This is a genomic window from Pseudomonas sp. C32 (genome assembly GCF_030417915.1).
Taxonomy (GTDB): domain Bacteria; phylum Pseudomonadota; class Gammaproteobacteria; order Pseudomonadales; family Pseudomonadaceae; genus Aquipseudomonas.
The window spans coordinates 57,235-77,197 of sequence record NZ_JAUHUK010000011.1 but is presented as its reverse complement, the minus strand read 5'-3'; the positions used below and the strand labels follow the sequence as shown (position 1 = coordinate 77,197).

Below are 19,963 nucleotides of genomic sequence, written 5' to 3'. Positions count from 1 at the left end.
TCAATCCTTCACGAACAGTTGGCGTGGCACGTTGCACAAGGTTTCGACGCCGGTTTCAGTGATCAGAATGCTCTCGGTGATCTCCAGCCCCCAGTCGTCCATCCACAGGCCCGGCATGAAGTGGAAGGTCATGCCCGGTTGCAACACGCTGGTGTCGCCGGGACGCAGGCTCATGGTGCGCTCGCCCCAATCCGGTGGATAACTGATGCCGATCGGGTAGCCGCAACGGCTGTCCTTGTGGATGCCGAATTTCTCCAGCACCTTGAAAAACGCCGTCGCGATGTCGCCGGTGGTGTTGCCCGGTTTGGCCGCTTCAAGCCCGGCGGCGATGCCTTCGACCACGGCTTTTTCACCGTCGAGAAAATGCTGCGGCGGCTTGCCCAGGTAAATGGTGCGCGACAACGGGCAATGGTAACGCTTGTAGCAACCGGCGATTTCAAAGAAGGTGCCGGCGCCCTTTTCGAACGGCGTATCGTCCCAGGTCAGGTGCGGCGCGCTGGCATCGGCACCGGTCGGCAACAGAGGCACGATGGCCGGGTAATCACCGCCATGGCCGTCGGCGCCGAGGATGCCGCTGCTGTAGATCTCGGCCACCAATTCATTCTTGCGCATGCCCGGCTCGATCCGTTCGAGGATCCGCCCGTGCATGTTTTCAACGATGCGAGCGGCGATGCGCATGTAGGCGATTTCCTGCGGCGACTTGATCGCCCGTTGCCAGTTCACCAGGCCGACCGCATCCACCAACGTGGCACTCGGCAAGTGTTTTTTCAGCGACAGGTAAGCCGCAGCGCTGAAGTAATAGTTGTCCATCTCCACACCGATGGTCAGCGCGTCCCAACCACGGGCGCTGATGACTTCCCGCGACAGGTAATCCATCGGGTGACGTTCCCGGGACTGCACGTAGATGTCCGGATAACCAACGATGTTCTCCTGCCGCATGAACACCGTGCGCCTGGCGCCATTGGCATCCTGCCCGCGACCGAACCACACGGGCTCGCCGTCGAGCGCCAGCAGCACGCACTGATGGACATAAAACGACCAACCGTCGTAGCCGGTCAGCCAGGCCATGTTCGACGGATCGGTGACCAGCAACAACTCGATGCCCTGCGCCTGCATGGCCGCTCGAACCTTGGCCAGACGCTGGGCATATTCCCCCCGTTCGAACGGGAGATTGACGACTATCTGAGACATGCACCTGCCCTCTGATAAATGACACGCGGATGAAAAAACCGGTTAACTGCCGAACTGGAATCCCTTGCCTGCCGAACGCGCGCGCTCGAATGCCAGGTTGGCCATGGCCGTGTCCTGAGCACCGGTGCCGGTGAGGTCGCACAAAGTGATTTGTGTTTCATTTGTGCGACCGGGACACTGCCCGGCCAGCACCTGCCCCAACTCTGCGAAGTCGGACTCGTCGCTGAGGACGCCAGCTTCCAGGGCGTGATGCAACTCGCCGAGAATGCGGGTCTGGCTCAAGCGATCCGCCACGTAGCAATCGACCTGAGCCAGGGCTTTGGGGGCAATTTCGTTTTTGTGCTCGGCATCTGAACCCATGGCCGTGATGTGCAGGCCAGGCTGCAAATGCCGCACGTCAATCAAGGGCTCGCGGCTCGGCGTGCAAGTGATGGCGATGTCCACGCCATCCATGGCCTCGTCGATACTTGCGCACAGCCTGACCGCCAGCCCGCTGTCACGCGCCAGATCGACACTGAAGGCTTCGGCCTTGGCGTAGTCGCGAGCCCAAACCCGCACGCTCTCGATCGGCCGTACCAGCCGCAAAGCCTGAAGTTGCAACGCCGCCTGCTCGCCGGCCCCGATCAGCGCCACGCTGCGACTGTCGGACCGCGACAATGCACGTGCGGCCACGGCGCCCGCCGCCGCCGTGCGCACGGCTGTCAGGTAGCCGTTATCCAGCAACAAGGCATCGAGCAAACCGGTGCGTGCTGACAGCAGCATCATCATGCCGTTGAGGCTCGGCAGACCGAGTTTCGGGTTGTCGAAAAATCCCGGACTGACCTTGATTGCGAAGCGCTCCAGTCCGGGTAGATACGCCGTCTTCACGTCCACTTCGCCGTTATGCTCGGGGATGTCCAGGCGCAGGATCGGCGGCATGTCCACGGCGGCGGTGGCCAGCAGCAGGAAGGCTTGCTCGATGGCTTCGATACTCGGCAGATCAAGGGCCACGCAGGCTCGCAGATCCGCTTCGCTCAACAGGGTGATTTCACTCATCAACGCTGCACTCCAGTCTGATTTTTGATTGAGTTCACGCATCCGCGCCGGCCAGCACACGCAGATGCTGGTCGACGTCGACATTGCGACCGCTGACCACCACCACGATCGGCCCACGCGGTTCGATCAAACCATCAAGCACAGCGCCAATTCCCACCGCCGCCGCGCCTTCGAGTACCAGGCGCTCTTCGCGATAGGCATGGCGCAAGGCATGGGCGATGGAAGCTTCGCTGAGCAGATGCAGGTGGTCGCAGGTGTCGCGGGTCATGTTGAAGGTGTAACGGTTGTCCAGGCCGATGCCGCCGCCGAGGGAGTCGGCGAGGGTCGGCAGTTCCTCGACTTCCACGGGATGTCCGGCGGACAGGCTGGCGTGCATGGCCGCGCCGCGCTGCATGCTGATGCCATGCGTAACGATCTGCGGGTTGGCGCTTTTGAGGGCCAGTGCCACGCCGGCAAACAGACCACCGCCGGACAACGGCACCAGTACTTGAGCGACATCCGGCAGTTGTTCAAGGATCTCCAGCCCCAGTGTGCCCTGGCCGGCGATGACGGCAGGGTGATCGAATGGAGGTAGCAGAGTGGCGCCCTGCTCGCGGGCAATACGCTCGGCTTCGCACTGGGCATCGTCCTGGGACTGGCCGACGATGCGCACTTGCGCACCGAGATCACGAATGGCCTGAACTTTATTTCCCGGCACCAGATGCGATAGACAAATCGTCGCCTTCACACCTTGCTGCGATGCGGCATAGGCCAGTGCCCGCCCATGATTGCCCGTCGACGCGGCGACCACGCCACACGCCTTTTGCTCGGCATTGAGTTGGGCCACGGCATTGCTCGCGCCACGCAACTTGAAGCTGCCGGTGATTTGCTGGGATTCGAGCTTGAGGTACACCGGCACGCCCAACCGCCGGGACAGGCTGGGCGAATGTTCCATGGGCGTGCACCGGACCAGCGATTGAATACGTTGGCGGGCGAGGTAGATATCGTTTAGCAGCACTGACATGACCGCGTCCCAAGTGAGGTGTTGGGCGCAGTCTAAGAGGGCTGGATTGTCGTGATGAATGTACTAGGGCAATTTAGTCGACAAACTTTTTGGCACCGGTTGCCCGCTCAAAAATCATGGATCTGCGGGTACTGACCGAAGATTTCGCGCATGCCCATCAGCGCATCGCGCATTTCGTCGTCGCTGCATTCGGCACCGACACACACCCGGACTGCCCGGGGCCTGGGCGTGCCACGCACCGTGAACGGGTCGGGCGAAGTGACCGCAATGTGCTTGTGGCGCAGCGCCCGCACCAGGCTGTCGACTTCCCAATGAGGGGGAATGCCGATCCAGGCATTCAATGCATAGGGATGCTGGCCAAGCAGGTACTCGTCCAGGTACTCGCTGACCATTGCTTGCCGACCGGACAGGAGTTTGCGTTGCAGGTCCACCAGGGTGTCGGCGCGCCCGTCGCGAATCCAGCGCGTGGCGATCTCCGCGACCATAGGCGTTGCCATCCAGCTATTGACCCGCAAAATACTTTCGGTGCGCAATGCCAGCCGCTTTGGCATCACCAGATATCCGACGCGCAAACCCGTGAGCACCGACTTGGTCATGCTGGTGCAATAAAACGACAGTTCCGGCAAATAGTGGCTGATCGGTGGTGCCCGGCGCTCGTCCAGCAGAGGGCCATATACATCGTCTTCGATAATGTGCACGCCAAACCGCCGAGCGATCTCGGCAATTTCCCGTCGACGGCTGTCCGGCATCAGGCTGGTGGTCGGGTTGTTCAGGTTTGGCGTACAGACCAGAGCGGTGATGCGCTCGTTGCTGCACATGTCCTCGAAATGCTCGGGGTCGATGCCATGTCGGTCCATCTCCAGACCCTTGAGGGTAAACCCGAGCACCTGGGAATTGCCGATCACACCGTGGTCGGTCAACCCTTCGCAAAGCACTACATCATCCGGGCCGGCAAGGGATGCCAAGGCCAGAAAAATGGCGTGGGCAGCGCCGTTGGTGATCAGAATGTCGTCGCGCTCGACCCGCAGGCCTTGCCGCGCGATCCAGTGCATCGCCGCTTCACGGTGCGACTCGAAACCGGCAATCGGGCGAAACGCGTGAATCCAGGGCTGATCCTCTTCGGTGCTGAGTTCGCGACAGGTTTCGCGCCAGAACTGGTCATGCTCACGGGTGTGCATGATCCGCGTGATGGAAAAATCCACCAGCGCTCGTTCGGGGCTGTCGAGAATATACGTGGCAACCCGGTCGCTCATGCGCCGCGAGACAAAACTGCCGCGCCCCACCTCGCACCTCACCAGGCCCTGGCGCTCGAGTTCCTTGTAGGCATTAGTGACGGTTTGCACACTGATGCCCATGGCATCGGCGACATTACGTTGCGGCGGCAGCCGCTGATCATTGGCCAGCACGCCCTGCTCGATATCGTCGGCAATCGACTGAACGAGGATCTTGTATTTCGACTCGCCACTACGGGCGATTTCCAGTGCTGCTTTCCACTTGTCCATCGGCGTTCGACCCGCGTGCATGCCAGTGGCCACAGCATCCCGCGAGAATCCACGCAAAGCAATTGTCCTAGTGCAATGCAATCCTGCACAGTGCTTTTGTATGCTCGGTACAAGGTCGATGCCCAGGCTGCCGAACCAGCCACCAACAACAACCAATCGATCTGTACCGGAACTGTCTCCCCACGCTTCGGCTCAACAGGTGGACCAGCCCTCGTACGCTTTGCTCTTGTCACACTGCCTCCTACCACAGAACCGTCAAAGACGGATCCACAAGAAACAGGAGATTTTATCGATGAGCAATTCCATTCCCCGCACTCCCCATGTCTTGCGCCACCTGTTCGTCGCTTGCGCGATATTCGGCCTGGCCACCAGCGCCTACGCCACGACGCTGGAAACCATCACGAAGAACAGCAGCATCCGCATTGGTTATGCAAACGAAACCCCGTTCGCCTTCACTGAAACCGACGGCAGAGTCACCGGTGAATCACCGGAAATCGCCAAGGTCATCTTTGAAAAAATGGGCATCAAGACAGTCGACGGCGTACTGACCGAATGGGGCTCGTTGATCCCCGGCCTGCGCGCCGGACGTTTCGACGTGATTGCCGCAGGCATGTACATCACGCCCGAGCGCTGCAAGCAGGTCATCTTCACCGATCCGCAATACCAGTTGCCCGACGCACTCCTGACAGCCAAAGGCAACCCGAAAAATCTGCACAGCTATGAAGACATCGCCAAAAACCCGGATGTGAAACTGGCGATCATGGCCGGCACGGTCAACCTGAAATACGCGCGGGATTCTGGCGTGAAGGACGCGCAGATCCTCCAGGTACCGGACACCACCGCGCAGTTGCAAGCCGTGCGCGCCGGGCGTGCCGATGCGGCCGTCGGCACCCAGCTGACCATGAAAGGCCTGGCCAGCAAAGGCGGCGACAAGGTCGAAGCGGTCACCGAGTTCAAGGATGACCCCTCGCACACAGGTTATGGCGCCCTCGCCTTCCGCCCGGAAGACAAGGACCTGCGTGATGCGGTCAACGCCGAACTGAAAAAGTGGCTGGGTTCCGAAGAACATCTCAAGACGGTTGCCCCTTTCGGCTTCGACAAATCCAACGTGACAAGCAAAACGGCTGCCGAGCTCTGCGCTCAATAGTCGAAACGGGCATGGCGCCCTGGCGCGATGCCTATTTCCCTGCTGACTCCGGATGTTGAACCACGCAGGTGTGAACAATGGGTGAGTTACTTCCGCTTTTGATACAAGGCGCCTGGGTCACGCTCCAGGTGACCTTCTTGGGCTCGATCCTGGCGATTGTCGCGGCCATTCTGGCGGCGCTGGGGCGCATGTCGCCGTGGCGGCCGCTGAGCTGGTTCTCGGTCGCCTACATTGAAGTGTTCCGCGGCACGTCGTTGCTGGTGCAATTGTTCTGGTTGTTTTTCGTGTTGCCGCTGCCACCGTTCAATCTCGAACTGAGCCCCTACAGCGTGGCCATTGTCGGCCTTGGCTTACACATCGGTGCTTACGGCGCGGAGGTGATGCGCGGTGCGATCAGCTCCGTTGCCAAAGGTCAGTACGAAGCGGCGACTGCATTGAACTTCAGCGGCTACAAGCGCCTTCGGCGAATCATTTTGCCCCAGGCGTTGCTGGCGGCCATTCCACCGGGCACCAACCTGCTGATCGAGTTGCTGAAAAATACGTCGCTGGTCTCGCTGATCACCCTGTCGGACCTCAGCTTCCGGGCCCGACAACTGGACCAGGCCACTTTCCAGACCCTGGAAATCTTCAGCCTGGCTCTGGTGATGTACTTCGTTCTGGCTCAAGCGATCAACCTCGGCATGCGCAGCGTTGAGCGACGTTTGGCTCGCGGCCGGATGCGTGGAGGTCTGTCATGACCCTGTTCGACTGGACATATGCCTGGCAGATCCTGCCCGATTTGCTGCGGGCATCGCTGAACACCGTGGGCATTACCCTGCTCGGTTTCCTGATCGCCATTGTACTGGGGTTGTTTCTGGCCATCGGCCGACGCAGTCGCCTGTTCTGGTTATCGTGGCCAACCGCCGGGGTGATCGAATTCATCCGCAGCACGCCGTTGTTGATCCAGGTGTATTTCCTCTATTACGTGCTGCCCAATTACGGCGTGAGCATGACAGCCATGCAGGTGGGGGTGATCGGCATTGGTGTGCATTACGCCTGCTACATCGCCGAGGTGTATCGCGGTGGCCTCGACGCCGTGCCGCGGGCGCAGTGGGAGGCCGTTACGGCGTTGAACATCGCGCCTTATAGCGCGTACCGCAACATCATCCTCCCCCAGGCCCTTCGGCCGATCCTGCCGCCGCTGGGCAATTACCTGGTGGCCATGCTCAAGGACACGCCGGTGCTGTCGGCCATTACCGTGGTCGAGATCATGCAGCAAGCCAAGAACATTGGTTCCGAGAACTTCCGCTACCTGGAGCCGATCACCATGGTCGGTCTGTTTTTCCTCGCCCTGAGCATCGCTTTGGCTTATCTGGTACGGCGCCTTGAACTGCGCCTGGAGCTACGCTAATGACTTCTCCTATCTCGACCTCCGACGACCTTTCCCGACACGGCACCCTGACATCACTGCACCCGCAAGAGGCCTGTGCCATGCCTGAATCGAAACCGGTCAAGCCGATTGTCAGCTTCCAGGACGTCACTAAGAGCTACGGCAATTTCACGGTGCTCGACCACTTGAACCTGGATGTCACGTCGGGAGAAAAAGTAGCGATCATCGGCCCAAGCGGCTCGGGAAAATCCACGCTGTTGCGGGTGTTGATGACGCTTGAGGGGATTGATGACGGATTGATCCGCATCGAGGACGACTTGTTGACCCATATGCCCAATCGCAACGGCGTGCTGGTGCCTGCAAACGACCGGCATATCCGTCGCGTTCGCGGCAAGATCGGCATGGTGTTCCAGAGCTTCAACCTGTTTCCGCACATGACGGCCTTACAAAACGTCATTGAAGCGCCAGTGCAGGTGCTGGGCATGAAACCCGCCGAAGCACGCGAACGAGCAGCGGATTTGCTGGAGCTGGTGGGCCTGGGCAACAAACTGGGGCACTACCCTTCGCAGCTGTCCGGTGGACAGCAACAACGGGTGGCCATAGCCCGCGCGTTGGCCATGCGTCCCAAAGTCATGCTTTTTGACGAAGTGACCTCGGCACTCGATCCGGAGCTGTGCGGCGAAGTGCTCAACGTTATCCGCAAGCTAGGTGCCGAACATAACCTGACCATGCTGATGGTCACGCACCAGATGGGATTTGCCCGGGAGTTCGCCGATCGCGTGTGTTTCTTCTACAAGGGGCAGATTCACGAGCAGGGATCACCGGCGCAGATCTTCGAACATCCACAGCAGGAACGTACCCGCGCGTTTCTCAGTGCGGTAAAAGAAGCCAACTAGAAACGCAATGTGGGAGCGAACCTGCTCGCGAAGAGGTTGTACCAGTCGACTGTGTTGCTGACTGACATACCGCTTCGCGAGCAGGCTCGCCCACAGGTTTACTGCGTTAAGCCTGAAAAGTGCTTACTGCTGAGCACCATACTGCTGACCAGGAATCGCCTTGAGGTTGACCTCGACACGGCGGTTCTGTGCACGGCCGTTGGTGTCACCGTTGCTGGCTACCGGATTATCCGGGCCGGCGCCACGGGCGCTCAGGTTGGTACCGCTGACACCTTGCGACGTCAGGTAGGTCGCTACGCTCTGGGCGCGACGCTGGGACAGGTCCATGTTGTGCTGGCGGCTGCCGGTGCTGTCGGTGTAGCCAACGATTTCGATCTGGTTCTGGTTGAACTCTTTGAGGGAGCCAGCCAGGTTGTTCAGTGGCTGATAGAAGCTTGGTGCGATGTTCGCCGAGTCGGTGGCGAACGTAATGTTGCCCGGCATGATCAGTTTGATCTGGTCGCCCTGGCGCTGCACTTCAACACCGGTGTTGGCCATGCTGGCGCGCAGTTTTTTCTCTTGCTGATCGGCGTAGTAGCCATAACCGGCAGCGGAAGCACCGACAACTGCGGCACCGATCAACGCGCCCTTGCCACGGTTATCGTGGTTGATGGCGGCACCGGCCAGAGCACCGGCCAACGCACCGAGACCACCGTATTTGGCGGTTTTGCTCATGCCTTGGGAGCCGGTATCCGTCTGGCCCTGCGGCTGACCGTCATAAGGGTTGGGCGAAGCACAGCCGGACAGTACGGCCACGGCAGTAGCGACAATCATCAAACGACGAGTGGTGAACATGTAAAGCTCCTACGTTTTGCATTCTGTGGCGCAACGGGCCAAGGCATCGGCCTTTGCGGGCGTTGGATCATTAATGTGGATAAAAATTCCGCCTTGCTTTCACAACGGCAAATCAGGCTCGCACAAAAGGATTTTCGCGCATTTCATCGCCCAGTCGGGTATCCGGACCATGCCCGGTTACCACCGTTGCGTCTTCATCGAGTGTGTACAGCCGCTGCTTGATCGAACGCACAATGGTCGCCTGATCGCCCCCCCATAAATCCGTGCGCCCGACACCGCGACGAAACAGCGTGTCACCGGCAATCAGCAGCTTGGCGTCTGCAAACCAGAAACTCATGGACCCCGGCGTATGACCCGGCGTGTGCAGTGCGACACCGCAGCCGCAGTCCAACGCTTCATCATCGGCCAGCCAGCGATCCGGCGATGGCACCGGAGTGTAAGGCACACCGAACATCTGGCACTGCATTTCAAGATTGTCCCAAAGGAACTGGTCTTCTTTGTGCAAATGCAGCGTCGCGCCGGTTTTTTCTTTCAACTGGCCGGAAGCCAGGAAATGGTCCAGGTGCGCATGGGTGTGGATGATACTGACCACTTTCAGACCCAGGGCGTCGAGCCGCGCCAGGATCAGCTCATGATTGCCACCCGGATCGACAACTATCGCCTTTTTCGTTACCGGATCACCGATGATCGTGCAGTTGCACTGCAACGGGCCGACGGGGAAGGTTTCGCGGATCAAGGTGGGGTGCTGTGACATCGGAGCCTGCTCGATAAACGGGGACGGGGGATTTTCGCACAATTGTGGATCGAAGCATTTACCCGGATGTGTAACGTGAAAACTTCTTAACCCAGCATCCCCAACGCCTTGGCCCGCGCCACCGCTTGTGTACGTCGCTCAACCCCGAGTTTGCTGTTGATATGGCTGGCATGCGTCTTGACCGTGTGCAGGGAAATGAACAACTGGTCGCTGATTTCCTGGTTCGAACAGCCTTGGGCGATCAATCGCAGGACGGCCAGTTCCCGTGCACTGAGTTGTTCCGCCGCCGCACAGGGCTCCAGATCGGAGCGAGCCACCGAGGCCGGCAACTTTTCGATAAGGCTCTGTGAAACGGGCGTCGACGGGTTGAGTTGAAGCTGCGCGCGCAACCAGTCCGGATGCTCGGCCAACAAGCCTTCGAACGATTGCAAAACACCGCCACCGGCAGCGTCCAGTGCTTGCACCAGTGCCTTGCGTGCTTCCGGCTCGCGCCCATTCCCCAGCAACAACGTGATTTTTTGAGTCAGCGCCATGGCACTGAGCATCTGTCGCCCTGATTGCTGACCATGCTCGATCAGCGTGTTCAAACGCCCCTCGGCCAGCATCGGCTGGCCCTGAATGGACTCGAGCAACGCTTGTTGCAATTCAATGTGCAGCGGCAGTTGCGGGTGAAACTCCGGCGGTGCCGCGGCGTGTTCGCCGTTGTAAGTCTGCCCCAGTCGCGCCAGCCAGGCTTCGGCCAGGTCGGTACGTCCCTGCGCCAGCCAAAGCTCACATTTGACCAGCGTGATCATTGCCAGATAGTAGATCGGCGGCACATCCCAGATGTGCATCAAACGTTCGGCTTCGGCGAGCTCGGCAAAGGCTTTGGCGAATTCGCCACTGCTGCCGTCGAGCCTGGCAATCACGCAATGACCGATCAATACGCTGATATCGCGGCAGGCGCGGGCTTCACTCAAGCCAGCCTGCAATCGTACCCGCGCCGCTTGGGGTTGCAGGCGCAGAGCCAGTAACAAACCCTCGTACAAGGTCAGTCGGGCACGAACGGCATAGAGTCGTTGCGAGGACAACCCTTGCAGGCGCTGCAACCCCTGACGAACTTCTTCAAGTGACCGACAGACCTCCCCGCGTGCTTGCAGGACCCGGGCACGATCGTAATGGGCCAATGCTTCAAACAAAGGGTTGCCGACGCGTTGCGCCAACTCCAGCGAGTCGCGGTTCAGCCCTCGAGCGCGCCACAAATCCCCATCGGCTATGGCCAGGTTGGACAAGGTCGAAAGGCACATCAGACGTTGCCCGTAACGCTTGGACGGAAGGCTTTCCAGCGCTTCCCGGCAATACTGTAGCGTGAGCTCACGATTGCCCCGGCCACGCGCGATGATGCCGCTCAACGCCAGCCACTGGGCCAGCATGGATTTCTGCGCGGTGGCCGAGGGCGCCGGCAGGAAGCGACTCAAATGACTCGCCAGCTCCTCGGCAGCATCCAGCTGACAAGCCATCCCCAACGCCCAGCTGTACAGCACGATCAAGCGTGGCGTGCTGATCAGCAGGCTGTCGGGCAAGTCCATTTTCCAGCGCAGCAACATGCCGACGTTCTGCTCGGCCAGCAGTTGCTCTTCGGAAAGGTTTTGCACCAGGTTCGCCGCGACATCCAGGTGACCGGCACGCAAGGCCTGTTCCACCGCCTCGTCGAGCAGGCCCTGGGCGTTGAACCAGCGGCACGCACGCAGGTGCAGGCTCGCCGCCGGCACCATCGACTGAGCGGCGGGCCGAGTGCGCAACAGATCGGAAAACAGATGGTGATAACGATACCAGTGCCCGTGCTCGTCGAGCGGTACCAAAAACACCTGATGGGCCAGCAGAAAGCGCAGGATCTCCGCGCTGTCATGGGCATCGCGAACGGCGTCGCACAGTTCGCTGCAAAAGCGCTCCTGGGGCGCCGTATCGTAGAGGAACGATTGCACTTCGGCGGGCAGGCAATCGATGACTTCTTCGAGCAGGTAATCGCGGATCAGCCCTTCCCCACCGTGCAGCGATTGAGGCAATGCGCCCTCGGTGCCCGCCTCTGTCGCGGCCAGCAACCAGAAACGCAATCCCGCAACCCAGCCCTCGCTGCGCTGGATCAGGCTTTCCAGCGCTTCGCCACGCAGGGACGTGCTGTGGCGAGCAAGCAGGCTCAAGGCTTCATCGCGAGTCAGACGCAAGTCTTGTTCATGTAACTCAAGCAGTTGGCGTGACAGCCGCAGCCGCGCCAGATGCCAGTCCGGGCGCTGGCGACTGGTGACCATCACCAGTAAGCCGTCGGGAAGGTGATTGAGGAAAAATTGCAGGCAACGATCCAGAACCGGGCCTTGGGCCAGATGATAATCATCCAGCACCAGCAGCAGCGGCGAAGCCGTAGACAGGTGCTCGGCCAACTCGTCGAGCAAGCCGTCCAGCCACTCTTCGAAGGCAAACGGCTGATGGCGCTGACGCATTTTCAGCAGTCCGAGAGACTGCCGACCAAGCTGCGGAAAATAGTCCTGCAGACCTTCCAGCAAACGCTCGAGAAATCGACCGGGATCACTGTCCCGAGGGCTCAGCCCCAACCAGAGGCTACGCCAGTGATTCGGCAACGCCTGACAGAACTCCACCGCTAACGAACTTTTGCCAAACCCCGCCGGTGCACTGACGAGCAATAACCGTCCTTCAAGACCGGCGCTCAGTCGCTCGCACAAACGCGGTCGCAGGACATGACCGTCGGGCAATGGCGGACGAAAGAATCGCCCGTCCAGTGTCGCGACAGCAGCAGTTGCAGAACCTTTGGGTGTAGACAAATCAGTCATAGCCGGCTCTTGTTTGAATTGCGGGTGGCGGCGTGCAGATGTCCGCAGACTAGCCGTAATCGGCTAGGGAATGAAGGTAATTGCTACAAATGGCTACAAAAAGTCTACGAACAAAAAAAAACGCCCCGAACCAGTCGGGGCGTTTCTCTAGAGAGGATGCGGCCTCTGCTCAGCTCACCTTAGCGAACACCTTCCTGGCGCAAGGCGGCCGGAGTGAAGTCGCTGGTGGTCGCCGTGAAGCCGAAGTCATACGCGGACTTCTCTTCGTTTTTCATGCCCAGCGCCAGGTAACGGCCCGATTGCAGGTCGTACAGCGCTTCGAGGGCGTACCACGGCACTTGCTTGTCGTAGTAGTTCTCGGCATGAGCCTCGGCGACGCGCCACAGTTGACCACGACCGTCGTAATGGTCGATGACCGCTGCTTGCCAGGTGTCTTCGTCGATGTAGAAGTCACGCTTGGCGTAGATGTGACGCTGACCTTCCTTCAGGGTTGCAACCACATGCCAGACCCGGCGCAGCTCGTAACGAGCCAGGTCCTGGTTGATGTGACCGGCCTTGATGATGTCGGCGTACTTGAGCTTCGGATCGTCGAGTTTGTAGGCGTCGGAGGCGATGTACATCTCTTTCTTGCCTTCGAGCTTCCAGTCGTAACGATCCGGTGCACCGTTGAACATGTCCAGGTTATCGGAGGTACGCAGGCCGTCGGCAGCGGTACCCGGGCCGTCATAGGACACTTGTGGCGCACGACGCACACGGCGCTGACCGGCGTTGTAGACCCACGCCGAACGTGGTTCCTTCACTTGGTCGAGGGTCTCGTGCACCAGCAGCACACCACCGGCCAGACGTGCCGGGGCAGTCACTTTCTGCTTGAAGTAAAACAGGATGTTGCCCGGGTTCGCCGGATCGTAATCCTTCATTTTGTCGCGGAACACGAACTGATCCTGGAAGTACACCAGGCTGAACGAGCCGTTCGGCTGTGGCGTCGCCTGGGTTACCAGACGGGTCACGCTACCACCGCGATAGCGGGTGATATGGTTCCAGATGACTTCAACACCGGTTTTCGGGATCGGGAATGGAACGGCAGTTTCGAAGTTTTCCAAACCGTTGCCGCCGGACACCAGCTTGGTGTTGGTGGCATTCTTCTTGATCGCCGCGAACACGTCATCCGGCACGGTGGCACCGCGATGCGAGGTGTAGACCGGCATCTTGAAGGTTTCCGGGTAGCGCTTGAACATCGCGTACTGGCCCGGGGCAAGCTTTTCCTTGTATTGGTCGACGTTCTGCGCCGTGATGGTGAACAGCGGTTTTTCACTGGCGTAAGGGTTGGACAGGAAGCCCTTGCTGTCGACAGTGCCGGCGTTCTTCGGCAACGGTTTCCAGGCCGGGATCGAGCCGTCGGCGTTGCCCGACATTTCGGCACCCATCGGGGTCAGGCTTTTGCCCAGCTTGTCCGCCTCGGCCGCAGGGACCGCCGCCATGACGCTGGTCGCGAGCAGAGAAAACCCGAGGACACCGGCGTGGAACAGACTCTTGGTCATTTTCATATGTGCGTTCGTCCTGAAAATACAGTGCTTAGAAGTTCACGCCGAGGCTGAGCGCAACGAAGTCGCGATCATCCACAGTGGTGTACTTGCCATCGAAGAAGTTGGTGTACGCCAGGCTCGCGGTGTAGGTGTTCTGGTACTCGGCATCGACGCCCAGGCTGACCGCTTTGCGACCTTCCTCGAAGTTGGCACCTGGGCCTGGGGAGTAACCTTCGACGTCATGGGACCAGGCCACGTTCGGCTTGAGGTTCACACCGGCGAACACGTCGTTGTATTCCCAGATGGCGCGGCCGCGGTAGCCCCAGGAGTTAGCGGTCGTAAACCCGTCGTTTTCGCAGTAGCGACTGACGTTGTTTTGCGCCCCACCCGCCAGGGTGCCGGTGTTCAACGTGACACACTGGTTGTTCGGCAACGGGCCAGGGCCGTAGCTCGGGTCACGGCCGTAACGCGCTTCGGAGCTGTCTTCCAGGCCACCGACGTGGGTCCAGCCAACCTCACCAACCAGGGTCAGTCGCTCGGCACCCATCACCTGATCGAAAAAGTGGGTAAGCGTCGTCTGGAGCTGGGTCACTTCCTTGCGGCGATAACCTTGCTGATCCTGACCTGGTGTACCCGAGAGCACGGAAACGCTAGGGTTAAGCGGAGTCAGACCGGAGAAGAGAATGTCGGTGGTGTTGAGTTGAACCGGAGCATTCGGACGGTAGCTGAGCTCGCCACTCCACGCGGTACCGGTAGGCAACGTGGTAGAGAAACTCAGGCCATACAGGCGAATGTCTTCAGGGTATTCGACGTAGTAGCTGGAGTTGCCCGCCACTTGCAATGGCAGCAACGTCGGGGCCAGACCTGCCGCGACATTGGCCGGAATACCTGCCCCTCTCAACGCGCCCACCAGACCCGCCGGGCTGTAAGCACTTGCCGGCGCACCATGTCCGCTGAAGATCGGCGCACGGCTGTGGTAGTTCATGAAATAAGCACCGAACTCGGTGTCCAGCGGATCGAACATGTACTTGAACGACACGCCGAACTGACCGCTGTCGCGGGCATCGCGATCCGGGCCGCGACGAACGATCACGCCTTCGTCCGGATCACCCCAGGACACGCCTCGTGCGGCAAGCGTGTTGATGGCGGCATTGCGCAGGCTCGCTGGCAACCCAGCTCCTGCCAGTGCGCTGTTCAGCCCGTTTTTGGTCCGAAGTACTGCCAGGTTGTTGTCGCAACCATCGGAGATCACGTCGGGTTGCGAGAAGAATGTGCCGCAGTTGTCGGCAACGGTCTGGTCCCATTCGATCTGATAGAAAGCCTCGGTCGAGAGGTTTTCGGTCAGGCTTTGGGACACATAGAACATGTTGACCGGGATCAGGCCTTCCTTGATCTCGGCACCCGGACGACGGAACGCGGACACATCGATCGGGTTGATCGAGTTGATGCCGCCGCCGATGAAGGTACTTTCACCCCAGCTCACCACCTGCTTGCCAAGACGCACGGAGCCCGGCTGATCGGCGATGGCGTAGTTGTGGTAAACGAAGGCGTCGAGGATCTGGCCGCCGGACGACTTGGCGCCCTCTTTGCGGTTGTCGTCGCTGATGTCCTTGAACTCACGGCTTTCGTCTTTCAGCTCGAAGTCATACCAGTATTTGCCACGGACGAAGATGCCGGTGTCGCCGTATTTCAATTCAAGGTCGTGAATGCCTTTGAAGATCTTCGAGAAGGTTTCACCGCTCTTGAAGTTCAGGTGACCGTCATCGGAGGTTTGGGACAGGCCTCGGCCGCCGTTGTTGACACCGATGAGGTTCTTGTTGGCACTTTCGGTAGACCAACTGGCACCGACCGACAGGGATGAATCGAACTGACCTTCGATTTCACCAACGTTGAAACTGACGCCGAATGCTGGCCCGGCGAGCGTAGAGGCAAGACTGACAGCCAGAGGCAGTTTCGCCCGGCGCCAGAGCTGGTTTACTGATGTCATCGACGCTTCTCCATGTGCATTTTATTGTTATGGCATTAGCACTTCTAAAAACGCTGTGGATAACCGGGAGCCATGGCATCCCAAAGTCATTCCAAAGTTGCATCGCCCCTGTTTGTGCGTGTGCTCCGTTTCTAAAAATCCTTGAACGGACTATAGCCAGCAGGTAGTAGTGCTTGATCCCTCTAAAGTGTGATTTGCACCTGCCAACCACTCTGGAACAGTCCTTTCGCCAGTCCGACACTGTCGGCATGGCAAGGATGGCTGAATTTATGAATTTGACAAGCCAAGCGCTTGCTTGGTGGGGCTGGCGTGCCTTTTGGGCACGCCGGCAGACGCTTAAAGCGTCGAGAGAAAGGTGCTGTTGGTGGCTTGCCATTCGGTGATGTCGACGCGAATTTTCTTCTTGTCGAGTTTACCGACGCTGGTCTTGGGAATTTCAGTAACAAGGGCGATCTGACTCGGAATCGCCCACTTGCTCAGGTGCCCCAATTCCACAAACGGCTTGAGATGCTCCTTGAGCTCACGGGCCCCGATTTGTTGCCCTTCACGAAGCACGAGCAAGGCAAACGGCCGCTCACCCCACTGCGGATCGGCGATGCCTACCACTGCTACTTCGCGTACCGCTGGATGACGACTGATCAGGTCTTCCAGGTCCAGGGAGGAAACCCACTCACCTCCGGTCTTGATCACATCCTTGATCCGGTCCCGTATGTCGATCACGCCCATGCTGTCCAGGGTCGCCACATCACCGGTGTGCAGCCAGCCCCCGGCCCAGAGCTCTGCGCCTTTTTGCGGTTCGTTGTAATAGCCCTCGGTGAGCCACGGCGCACGCAACACCAATTCGCCCTGGGTCTCGCCATCGGCCGGCAGGAAGTTACCCTCGGCATCGACAATCGCCGCTTCCACCAAAGGCCCTGGCACGCCAGCCTTGATCCGGTAGGTGGTGCGTTCGTCTTCGCTGCCGGCCATCAATTCATCGTTGAGGTGCGCGCATGACACCAGCGGTCCGGTTTCCGACATGCCATAGGCGGCGGTCAGCTGGATACCCTTGACCTTGGCGGCTTCGTACAGCGAGCGGTTCAGTGCGCTGCCACCGATGACAATCTTCCAGCCGCCGAAATCGGTGTTTTGCGCAGCCTTGGCATTGAGGAGCATCTGCAGGATGGTCGGGACGCAATGGGAGAAAGTGACCTTCTCTTTGCGCCATAGCTCCACCAGGTATTCCGGGTCATAGCGGCCGGGGTACACCTGCTTGAGGCCGAGCATGGTCGCCACATACGGCAGGCCCCAGGCGTGCACGTGGAACATCGGGGTGATCGGCATGTACACATCGTTGGTGCCCAACAGACGCACGCTGTCGATCGAACCCATGATGGTCGACACGCCAATGGTGTGCAGCACCAGTTGCCGATGGGTGAAGTACACGCCTTTGGGGTTGCCCGTGGTGCCGGTGGTATAGAACGTGGTCGCGACGGAATTCTCGTCGAAATCCTGGAAGTCGTACTGCGGGCTCGCGGCAGCCAGAAGCTGTTCGTATTCGCCGATGAGGTTCGGCAGGTCGGCGGTCTTTTCCGGCAGGTCGGTCAGCAGCAGGGTTTTCTCGACCGTGGTCAGGTGACCGGCAATCGCGTTGTACAACCCGGTGAACTCGCTGTTGACCAGCACGAAGCGGTCCTCGGCATGGTTCATGGTGTAGAGGATCTGTTCCGGCGACAGACGCACGTTGATGGTGTGGATGACGGCGCCGATCATCGGGATGGCAAACATGCATTCCAGATAACGATGGCTGTCCCAGTCCATGACCGCCACGGTATCCCCGGCTTTGACACCGGCCGCCGTGAGCACGTTGGCCAGACGGGCGACCCGTTCAATCAGGGTCGGATAGCTGTACCGCAACTGGTCGCGGTAGATGATCTCGCGGGTTTTCTCATAACGAGCGCCGGACATCAGCAGCCGTTTGATCAGCAGCGGATACTGGTAAGCGCCTTCGGCTGGGGGGATAACGCGAGTCTGCAACATAAGAATCCCTTTTTCTGACTGCACGGTCTTGGCTGAAAGTACGCACTGTAGTGCGCTTGTTCGCCAGCCAAATCAGCCAAAGGAATGATTTGCAGAGCCGCGCAAATGCTAGCGTTGCGCCAGCATTCATGGGCTTTCATCGTAGGGGATGTGTGATTGATCAGTGCATCTCGGTGAACGCGAGCTTCACGCCAATCGCGATCAGCACCGCGCCCATGGTGCGGTCGAACCAGTGACCCATGCGGGCGAAACCGGCGCGCACGCGCTGTTGGCTGAACAGCATGGCCACCAGGCAGAACCAGGCTGCCGTCGCCACCGCCAGATAAACGCCGTAGCCAGCCTGCACCGCCAGCGGTGTGTGGGGATTGATCACCACGGTGAACAGCGAAAGGAAAAACAGCGTGGCTTTCGGGTTCAGACCGTTGGTAACAAAACCGGAGGTGAAGGCCCCACGAGCAGTGCGTTCACCAGCCTCCTTGTGCAAATCGTCCGCCACAGGCGTGGCCGGTTTCGCGCGCAGCGCCTTGTAGCCGATGTACAGCAGGTAAGCGGCAGCGGCCCATTTCAGCGCATTGAACAGCACAATCGACTGGGAAACGATCAAACCAATGCCCAGCAGCGAATAGCCCACATGCAGGAAAATCGCTGTGCCCACACCCAGCGCAGTCCACGTACCCGCGCGCCGACCGTGGGTAACACTTTCACGTACCACCACGGCAAAGTCCGGGCCGGGGCTGGCTACAGCCAGCAAGTGAATCAGGGCAACGGTCAAGAACTCTGTCCAGTACATGTGGGGCTCCTTTAGGCCAAGCGTAACTATTTATTTCATCTGGTAGGCTCGGCAGATTACGCCTTCAGTTCAATGCACAAAAGGTACAGTTGATGACGAACACTCGCCGCGCCGTTTTCCTCGACCACCCCTCCCTGGACCTCGGAGACCTTGATCTCAGCCCGTTGCGCCAGTGCTTCAGCGAATTGCAGCTGTTCGCCCAGACCCTGCCGGATCAAGTGATCGATCACCTCAAGGGCGCCACCGTCGCCATCAGCAACAAAATTGCCATCGATGCCGCCGCCATGGCCGCCAGCCCCGATCTCAAGCTGATCCTGATCACGGCCACCGGCACCAATAACGTCGACCTCGCCGCCGCCCGCGCCCATGGGATTACCGTGTGCAACTGCCAGGGCTACGGCACGCCGTCGGTGGCGCAGCACACGATCATGCTGTTGCTCAACCTCGCCACGCGCCTGGCCGATTATCAAAAAGCGGTCGGCGAAGGGCGCTGGCAGCAGGCAAAACAGTTCTGTTTATTGGACTTCCCGATTATCGAACTGGAAGGCAAAACCCTCGGCCTGCTGGGACACGGCGAACTGGGTGGTGCAGTCGCGCGACTGGCCGAAGCGTTCGGCATGCGTGTGCTACTCGGCCAGATCCCGGGGCGCCCTGCCCGGCCCGACCGTTTGCCGCTGGAAGAACTGCTGCCGCAAATTGACGCACTGACCCTGCACTGCCCGCTCAACGAACACACTCGACACTTCATCGGCGCCCGTGAACTGGCGTCCATGAAGCCCGGCGCTTTCGTGGTCAACACCGCACGCGGCGGCCTGATCGACGAACAAGCCCTGGCCGACGCCTTGCGCAACGGTCATTTGGGCGGCGCAGCCACAGACGTATTAAGTGTCGAGCCTCCCATCAACGGCAATCCGCTGCTGGCCAACGACATCCCGCGCCTGATCGTTACCCCGCACAACGCCTGGGGCAGTCGCGAAGCGCGGCAGCGAATCGTGGGCCAAGTCACCGAAAACGCCTTGGGATACTTCAGCGGTAAGGCGCTGCGGGTCGTCAGTTGATAAACTGCGGCACTTTTTTCCACAGGAGCA

At 59.8% G+C, this 19,963-nt stretch carries 16 protein-coding genes; 5 read left to right on the top strand and 11 right to left on the bottom strand.

The window, feature by feature from the left end:
- The 4 genes from doeA to QYH43_RS14395 form a co-directional block, all read right to left on the bottom strand.
- Positions 1-1,191: an ectoine hydrolase DoeA gene (gene doeA, locus QYH43_RS14410; protein WP_095059944.1), complete on the bottom strand. Its 1,191-nt coding sequence runs from the start codon at positions 1,189-1,191 to the stop codon at positions 1-3.
- Positions 1,192-1,233: 42 nt separating this feature from the next.
- Positions 1,234-2,226 carry an ectoine utilization protein EutC gene (gene eutC / locus QYH43_RS14405; protein ID WP_095059945.1) on the bottom strand — a complete coding sequence of 331 codons (993 nt, stop codon included), beginning with the start codon at positions 2,224-2,226 and terminating at the stop codon, positions 1,234-1,236.
- A gap of 34 nt (positions 2,227-2,260) precedes the next feature.
- A complete protein-coding gene (eutB, locus tag QYH43_RS14400; RefSeq protein ID WP_095152866.1) occupies positions 2,261-3,229 on the bottom strand; it encodes a hydroxyectoine utilization dehydratase EutB in 969 nt (322 codons plus the stop codon).
- A 107-nt stretch (positions 3,230-3,336) separates the two neighbouring features.
- The gene (locus QYH43_RS14395) at positions 3,337-4,731 is read right to left on the bottom strand and encodes a PLP-dependent aminotransferase family protein (protein ID WP_095059947.1); all 1,395 of its coding nucleotides are present in this window, start codon (positions 4,729-4,731) and stop codon (positions 3,337-3,339) included.
- Positions 4,732-5,023: 292 nt separating this feature from the next.
- On the opposite strand from QYH43_RS14395, the gene ehuB reads away from it, so the two are divergent.
- The 4 genes from ehuB (at position 5,024) to ehuA (ending at position 8,143) form a co-directional block, all read left to right on the top strand.
- Positions 5,024-5,878 (top strand): ectoine/hydroxyectoine ABC transporter substrate-binding protein EhuB, encoded by an 855-nt coding sequence (ehuB, locus tag QYH43_RS14390; protein ID WP_095059948.1) that lies wholly within the window; start codon positions 5,024-5,026, stop codon positions 5,876-5,878.
- Positions 5,879-5,955: 77 nt separating this feature from the next.
- Complete coding sequence (gene ehuC / locus QYH43_RS14385; RefSeq protein WP_095059949.1) at positions 5,956-6,615, top strand: ectoine/hydroxyectoine ABC transporter permease subunit EhuC; 660 nt, start codon at positions 5,956-5,958, stop codon at positions 6,613-6,615.
- Entirely contained in the window at positions 6,612-7,268 is a 657-nt protein-coding gene (gene ehuD / locus QYH43_RS14380) for an ectoine/hydroxyectoine ABC transporter permease subunit EhuD (protein ID WP_095059950.1), read from the top strand. Before ehuC ends, ehuD begins: the two co-directional genes overlap by 4 nt.
- Positions 7,269-7,348: 80 nt before the next feature.
- On the top strand, positions 7,349-8,143 hold the full coding sequence (gene ehuA, locus QYH43_RS14375) for an ectoine/hydroxyectoine ABC transporter ATP-binding protein EhuA (RefSeq protein WP_095059951.1): 795 nt from the start codon (positions 7,349-7,351) through the stop codon (positions 8,141-8,143).
- Between the two features lie 123 nt (positions 8,144-8,266).
- Here ehuA and QYH43_RS14370 read toward each other — a convergent pair whose 3' ends face one another.
- The 7 genes from QYH43_RS14370 to QYH43_RS14340 form a co-directional block, all read right to left on the bottom strand.
- Entirely contained in the window at positions 8,267-8,977 is a 711-nt protein-coding gene (locus QYH43_RS14370) for an OmpA family protein (RefSeq protein WP_095059952.1), read from the bottom strand.
- Positions 8,978-9,089: 112 nt separating this feature from the next.
- Positions 9,090-9,731: an MBL fold metallo-hydrolase gene (locus tag QYH43_RS14365; RefSeq protein ID WP_095059953.1), complete on the bottom strand. Its 642-nt coding sequence runs from the start codon at positions 9,729-9,731 to the stop codon at positions 9,090-9,092.
- An 86-nt stretch (positions 9,732-9,817) separates the two neighbouring features.
- Positions 9,818-12,556, bottom strand: coding sequence for a LuxR C-terminal-related transcriptional regulator (locus QYH43_RS14360; RefSeq protein WP_095059954.1), 2,739 nt, complete (start codon positions 12,554-12,556; stop codon positions 9,818-9,820).
- 179 nt (positions 12,557-12,735) lie between these two features.
- Positions 12,736-14,100, bottom strand: a complete 1,365-nt coding sequence (locus tag QYH43_RS14355; RefSeq protein ID WP_095059955.1) for a DUF1329 domain-containing protein — start codon at positions 14,098-14,100, stop codon at positions 12,736-12,738.
- A gap of 28 nt (positions 14,101-14,128) precedes the next feature.
- Positions 14,129-16,066, bottom strand: a complete 1,938-nt coding sequence (locus QYH43_RS14350; protein ID WP_095059956.1) for a DUF1302 domain-containing protein — start codon at positions 16,064-16,066, stop codon at positions 14,129-14,131.
- Between the two features lie 336 nt (positions 16,067-16,402).
- Complete coding sequence (locus QYH43_RS14345) at positions 16,403-18,085, bottom strand: fatty acid--CoA ligase (RefSeq protein WP_095059957.1); 1,683 nt, start codon at positions 18,083-18,085, stop codon at positions 16,403-16,405.
- A gap of 160 nt (positions 18,086-18,245) precedes the next feature.
- Entirely contained in the window at positions 18,246-18,875 is a 630-nt protein-coding gene (locus tag QYH43_RS14340; protein ID WP_095059958.1) for a LysE family translocator, read from the bottom strand.
- 92 nt (positions 18,876-18,967) lie between these two features.
- Between QYH43_RS14340 and QYH43_RS14335 the strand changes: the two genes are divergently transcribed.
- Positions 18,968-19,933, top strand: a complete 966-nt coding sequence (locus QYH43_RS14335; RefSeq protein WP_301157255.1) for a 2-hydroxyacid dehydrogenase — start codon at positions 18,968-18,970, stop codon at positions 19,931-19,933.
- Positions 19,934-19,963: the final 30 nt, after the last annotated feature.

Coding starts and splice junctions, on each gene's coding strand:
- doeA (WP_095059944.1), bottom strand. CDS start 1,191: ATGTCTCAGATAGTCGTCAATCTCCCGTTCGAACGGGGGGAATATGCC.
- eutC (WP_095059945.1), bottom strand. CDS start 2,226: ATGAGTGAAATCACCCTGTTGAGCGAAGCGGATCTGCGAGCCTGCGTG.
- eutB (WP_095152866.1), bottom strand. CDS start 3,229: ATGTCAGTGCTGCTAAACGATATCTACCTCGCCCGCCAACGTATTCAA.
- QYH43_RS14395 (WP_095059947.1), bottom strand. CDS start 4,731: ATGGACAAGTGGAAAGCAGCACTGGAAATCGCCCGTAGTGGCGAGTCG.
- ehuB (WP_095059948.1), top strand. CDS start 5,024: ATGAGCAATTCCATTCCCCGCACTCCCCATGTCTTGCGCCACCTGTTC.
- ehuC (WP_095059949.1), top strand. CDS start 5,956: ATGGGTGAGTTACTTCCGCTTTTGATACAAGGCGCCTGGGTCACGCTC.
- ehuD (WP_095059950.1), top strand. CDS start 6,612: ATGACCCTGTTCGACTGGACATATGCCTGGCAGATCCTGCCCGATTTG.
- ehuA (WP_095059951.1), top strand. CDS start 7,349: ATGCCTGAATCGAAACCGGTCAAGCCGATTGTCAGCTTCCAGGACGTC.
- QYH43_RS14370 (WP_095059952.1), bottom strand. CDS start 8,977: ATGTTCACCACTCGTCGTTTGATGATTGTCGCTACTGCCGTGGCCGTA.
- QYH43_RS14365 (WP_095059953.1), bottom strand. CDS start 9,731: ATGTCACAGCACCCCACCTTGATCCGCGAAACCTTCCCCGTCGGCCCG.
- QYH43_RS14360 (WP_095059954.1), bottom strand. CDS start 12,556: ATGACTGATTTGTCTACACCCAAAGGTTCTGCAACTGCTGCTGTCGCG.
- QYH43_RS14355 (WP_095059955.1), bottom strand. CDS start 14,100: ATGAAAATGACCAAGAGTCTGTTCCACGCCGGTGTCCTCGGGTTTTCT.
- QYH43_RS14350 (WP_095059956.1), bottom strand. CDS start 16,066: ATGACATCAGTAAACCAGCTCTGGCGCCGGGCGAAACTGCCTCTGGCT.
- QYH43_RS14345 (WP_095059957.1), bottom strand. CDS start 18,085: ATGTTGCAGACTCGCGTTATCCCCCCAGCCGAAGGCGCTTACCAGTAT.
- QYH43_RS14340 (WP_095059958.1), bottom strand. CDS start 18,875: ATGTACTGGACAGAGTTCTTGACCGTTGCCCTGATTCACTTGCTGGCT.
- QYH43_RS14335 (WP_301157255.1), top strand. CDS start 18,968: ATGACGAACACTCGCCGCGCCGTTTTCCTCGACCACCCCTCCCTGGAC.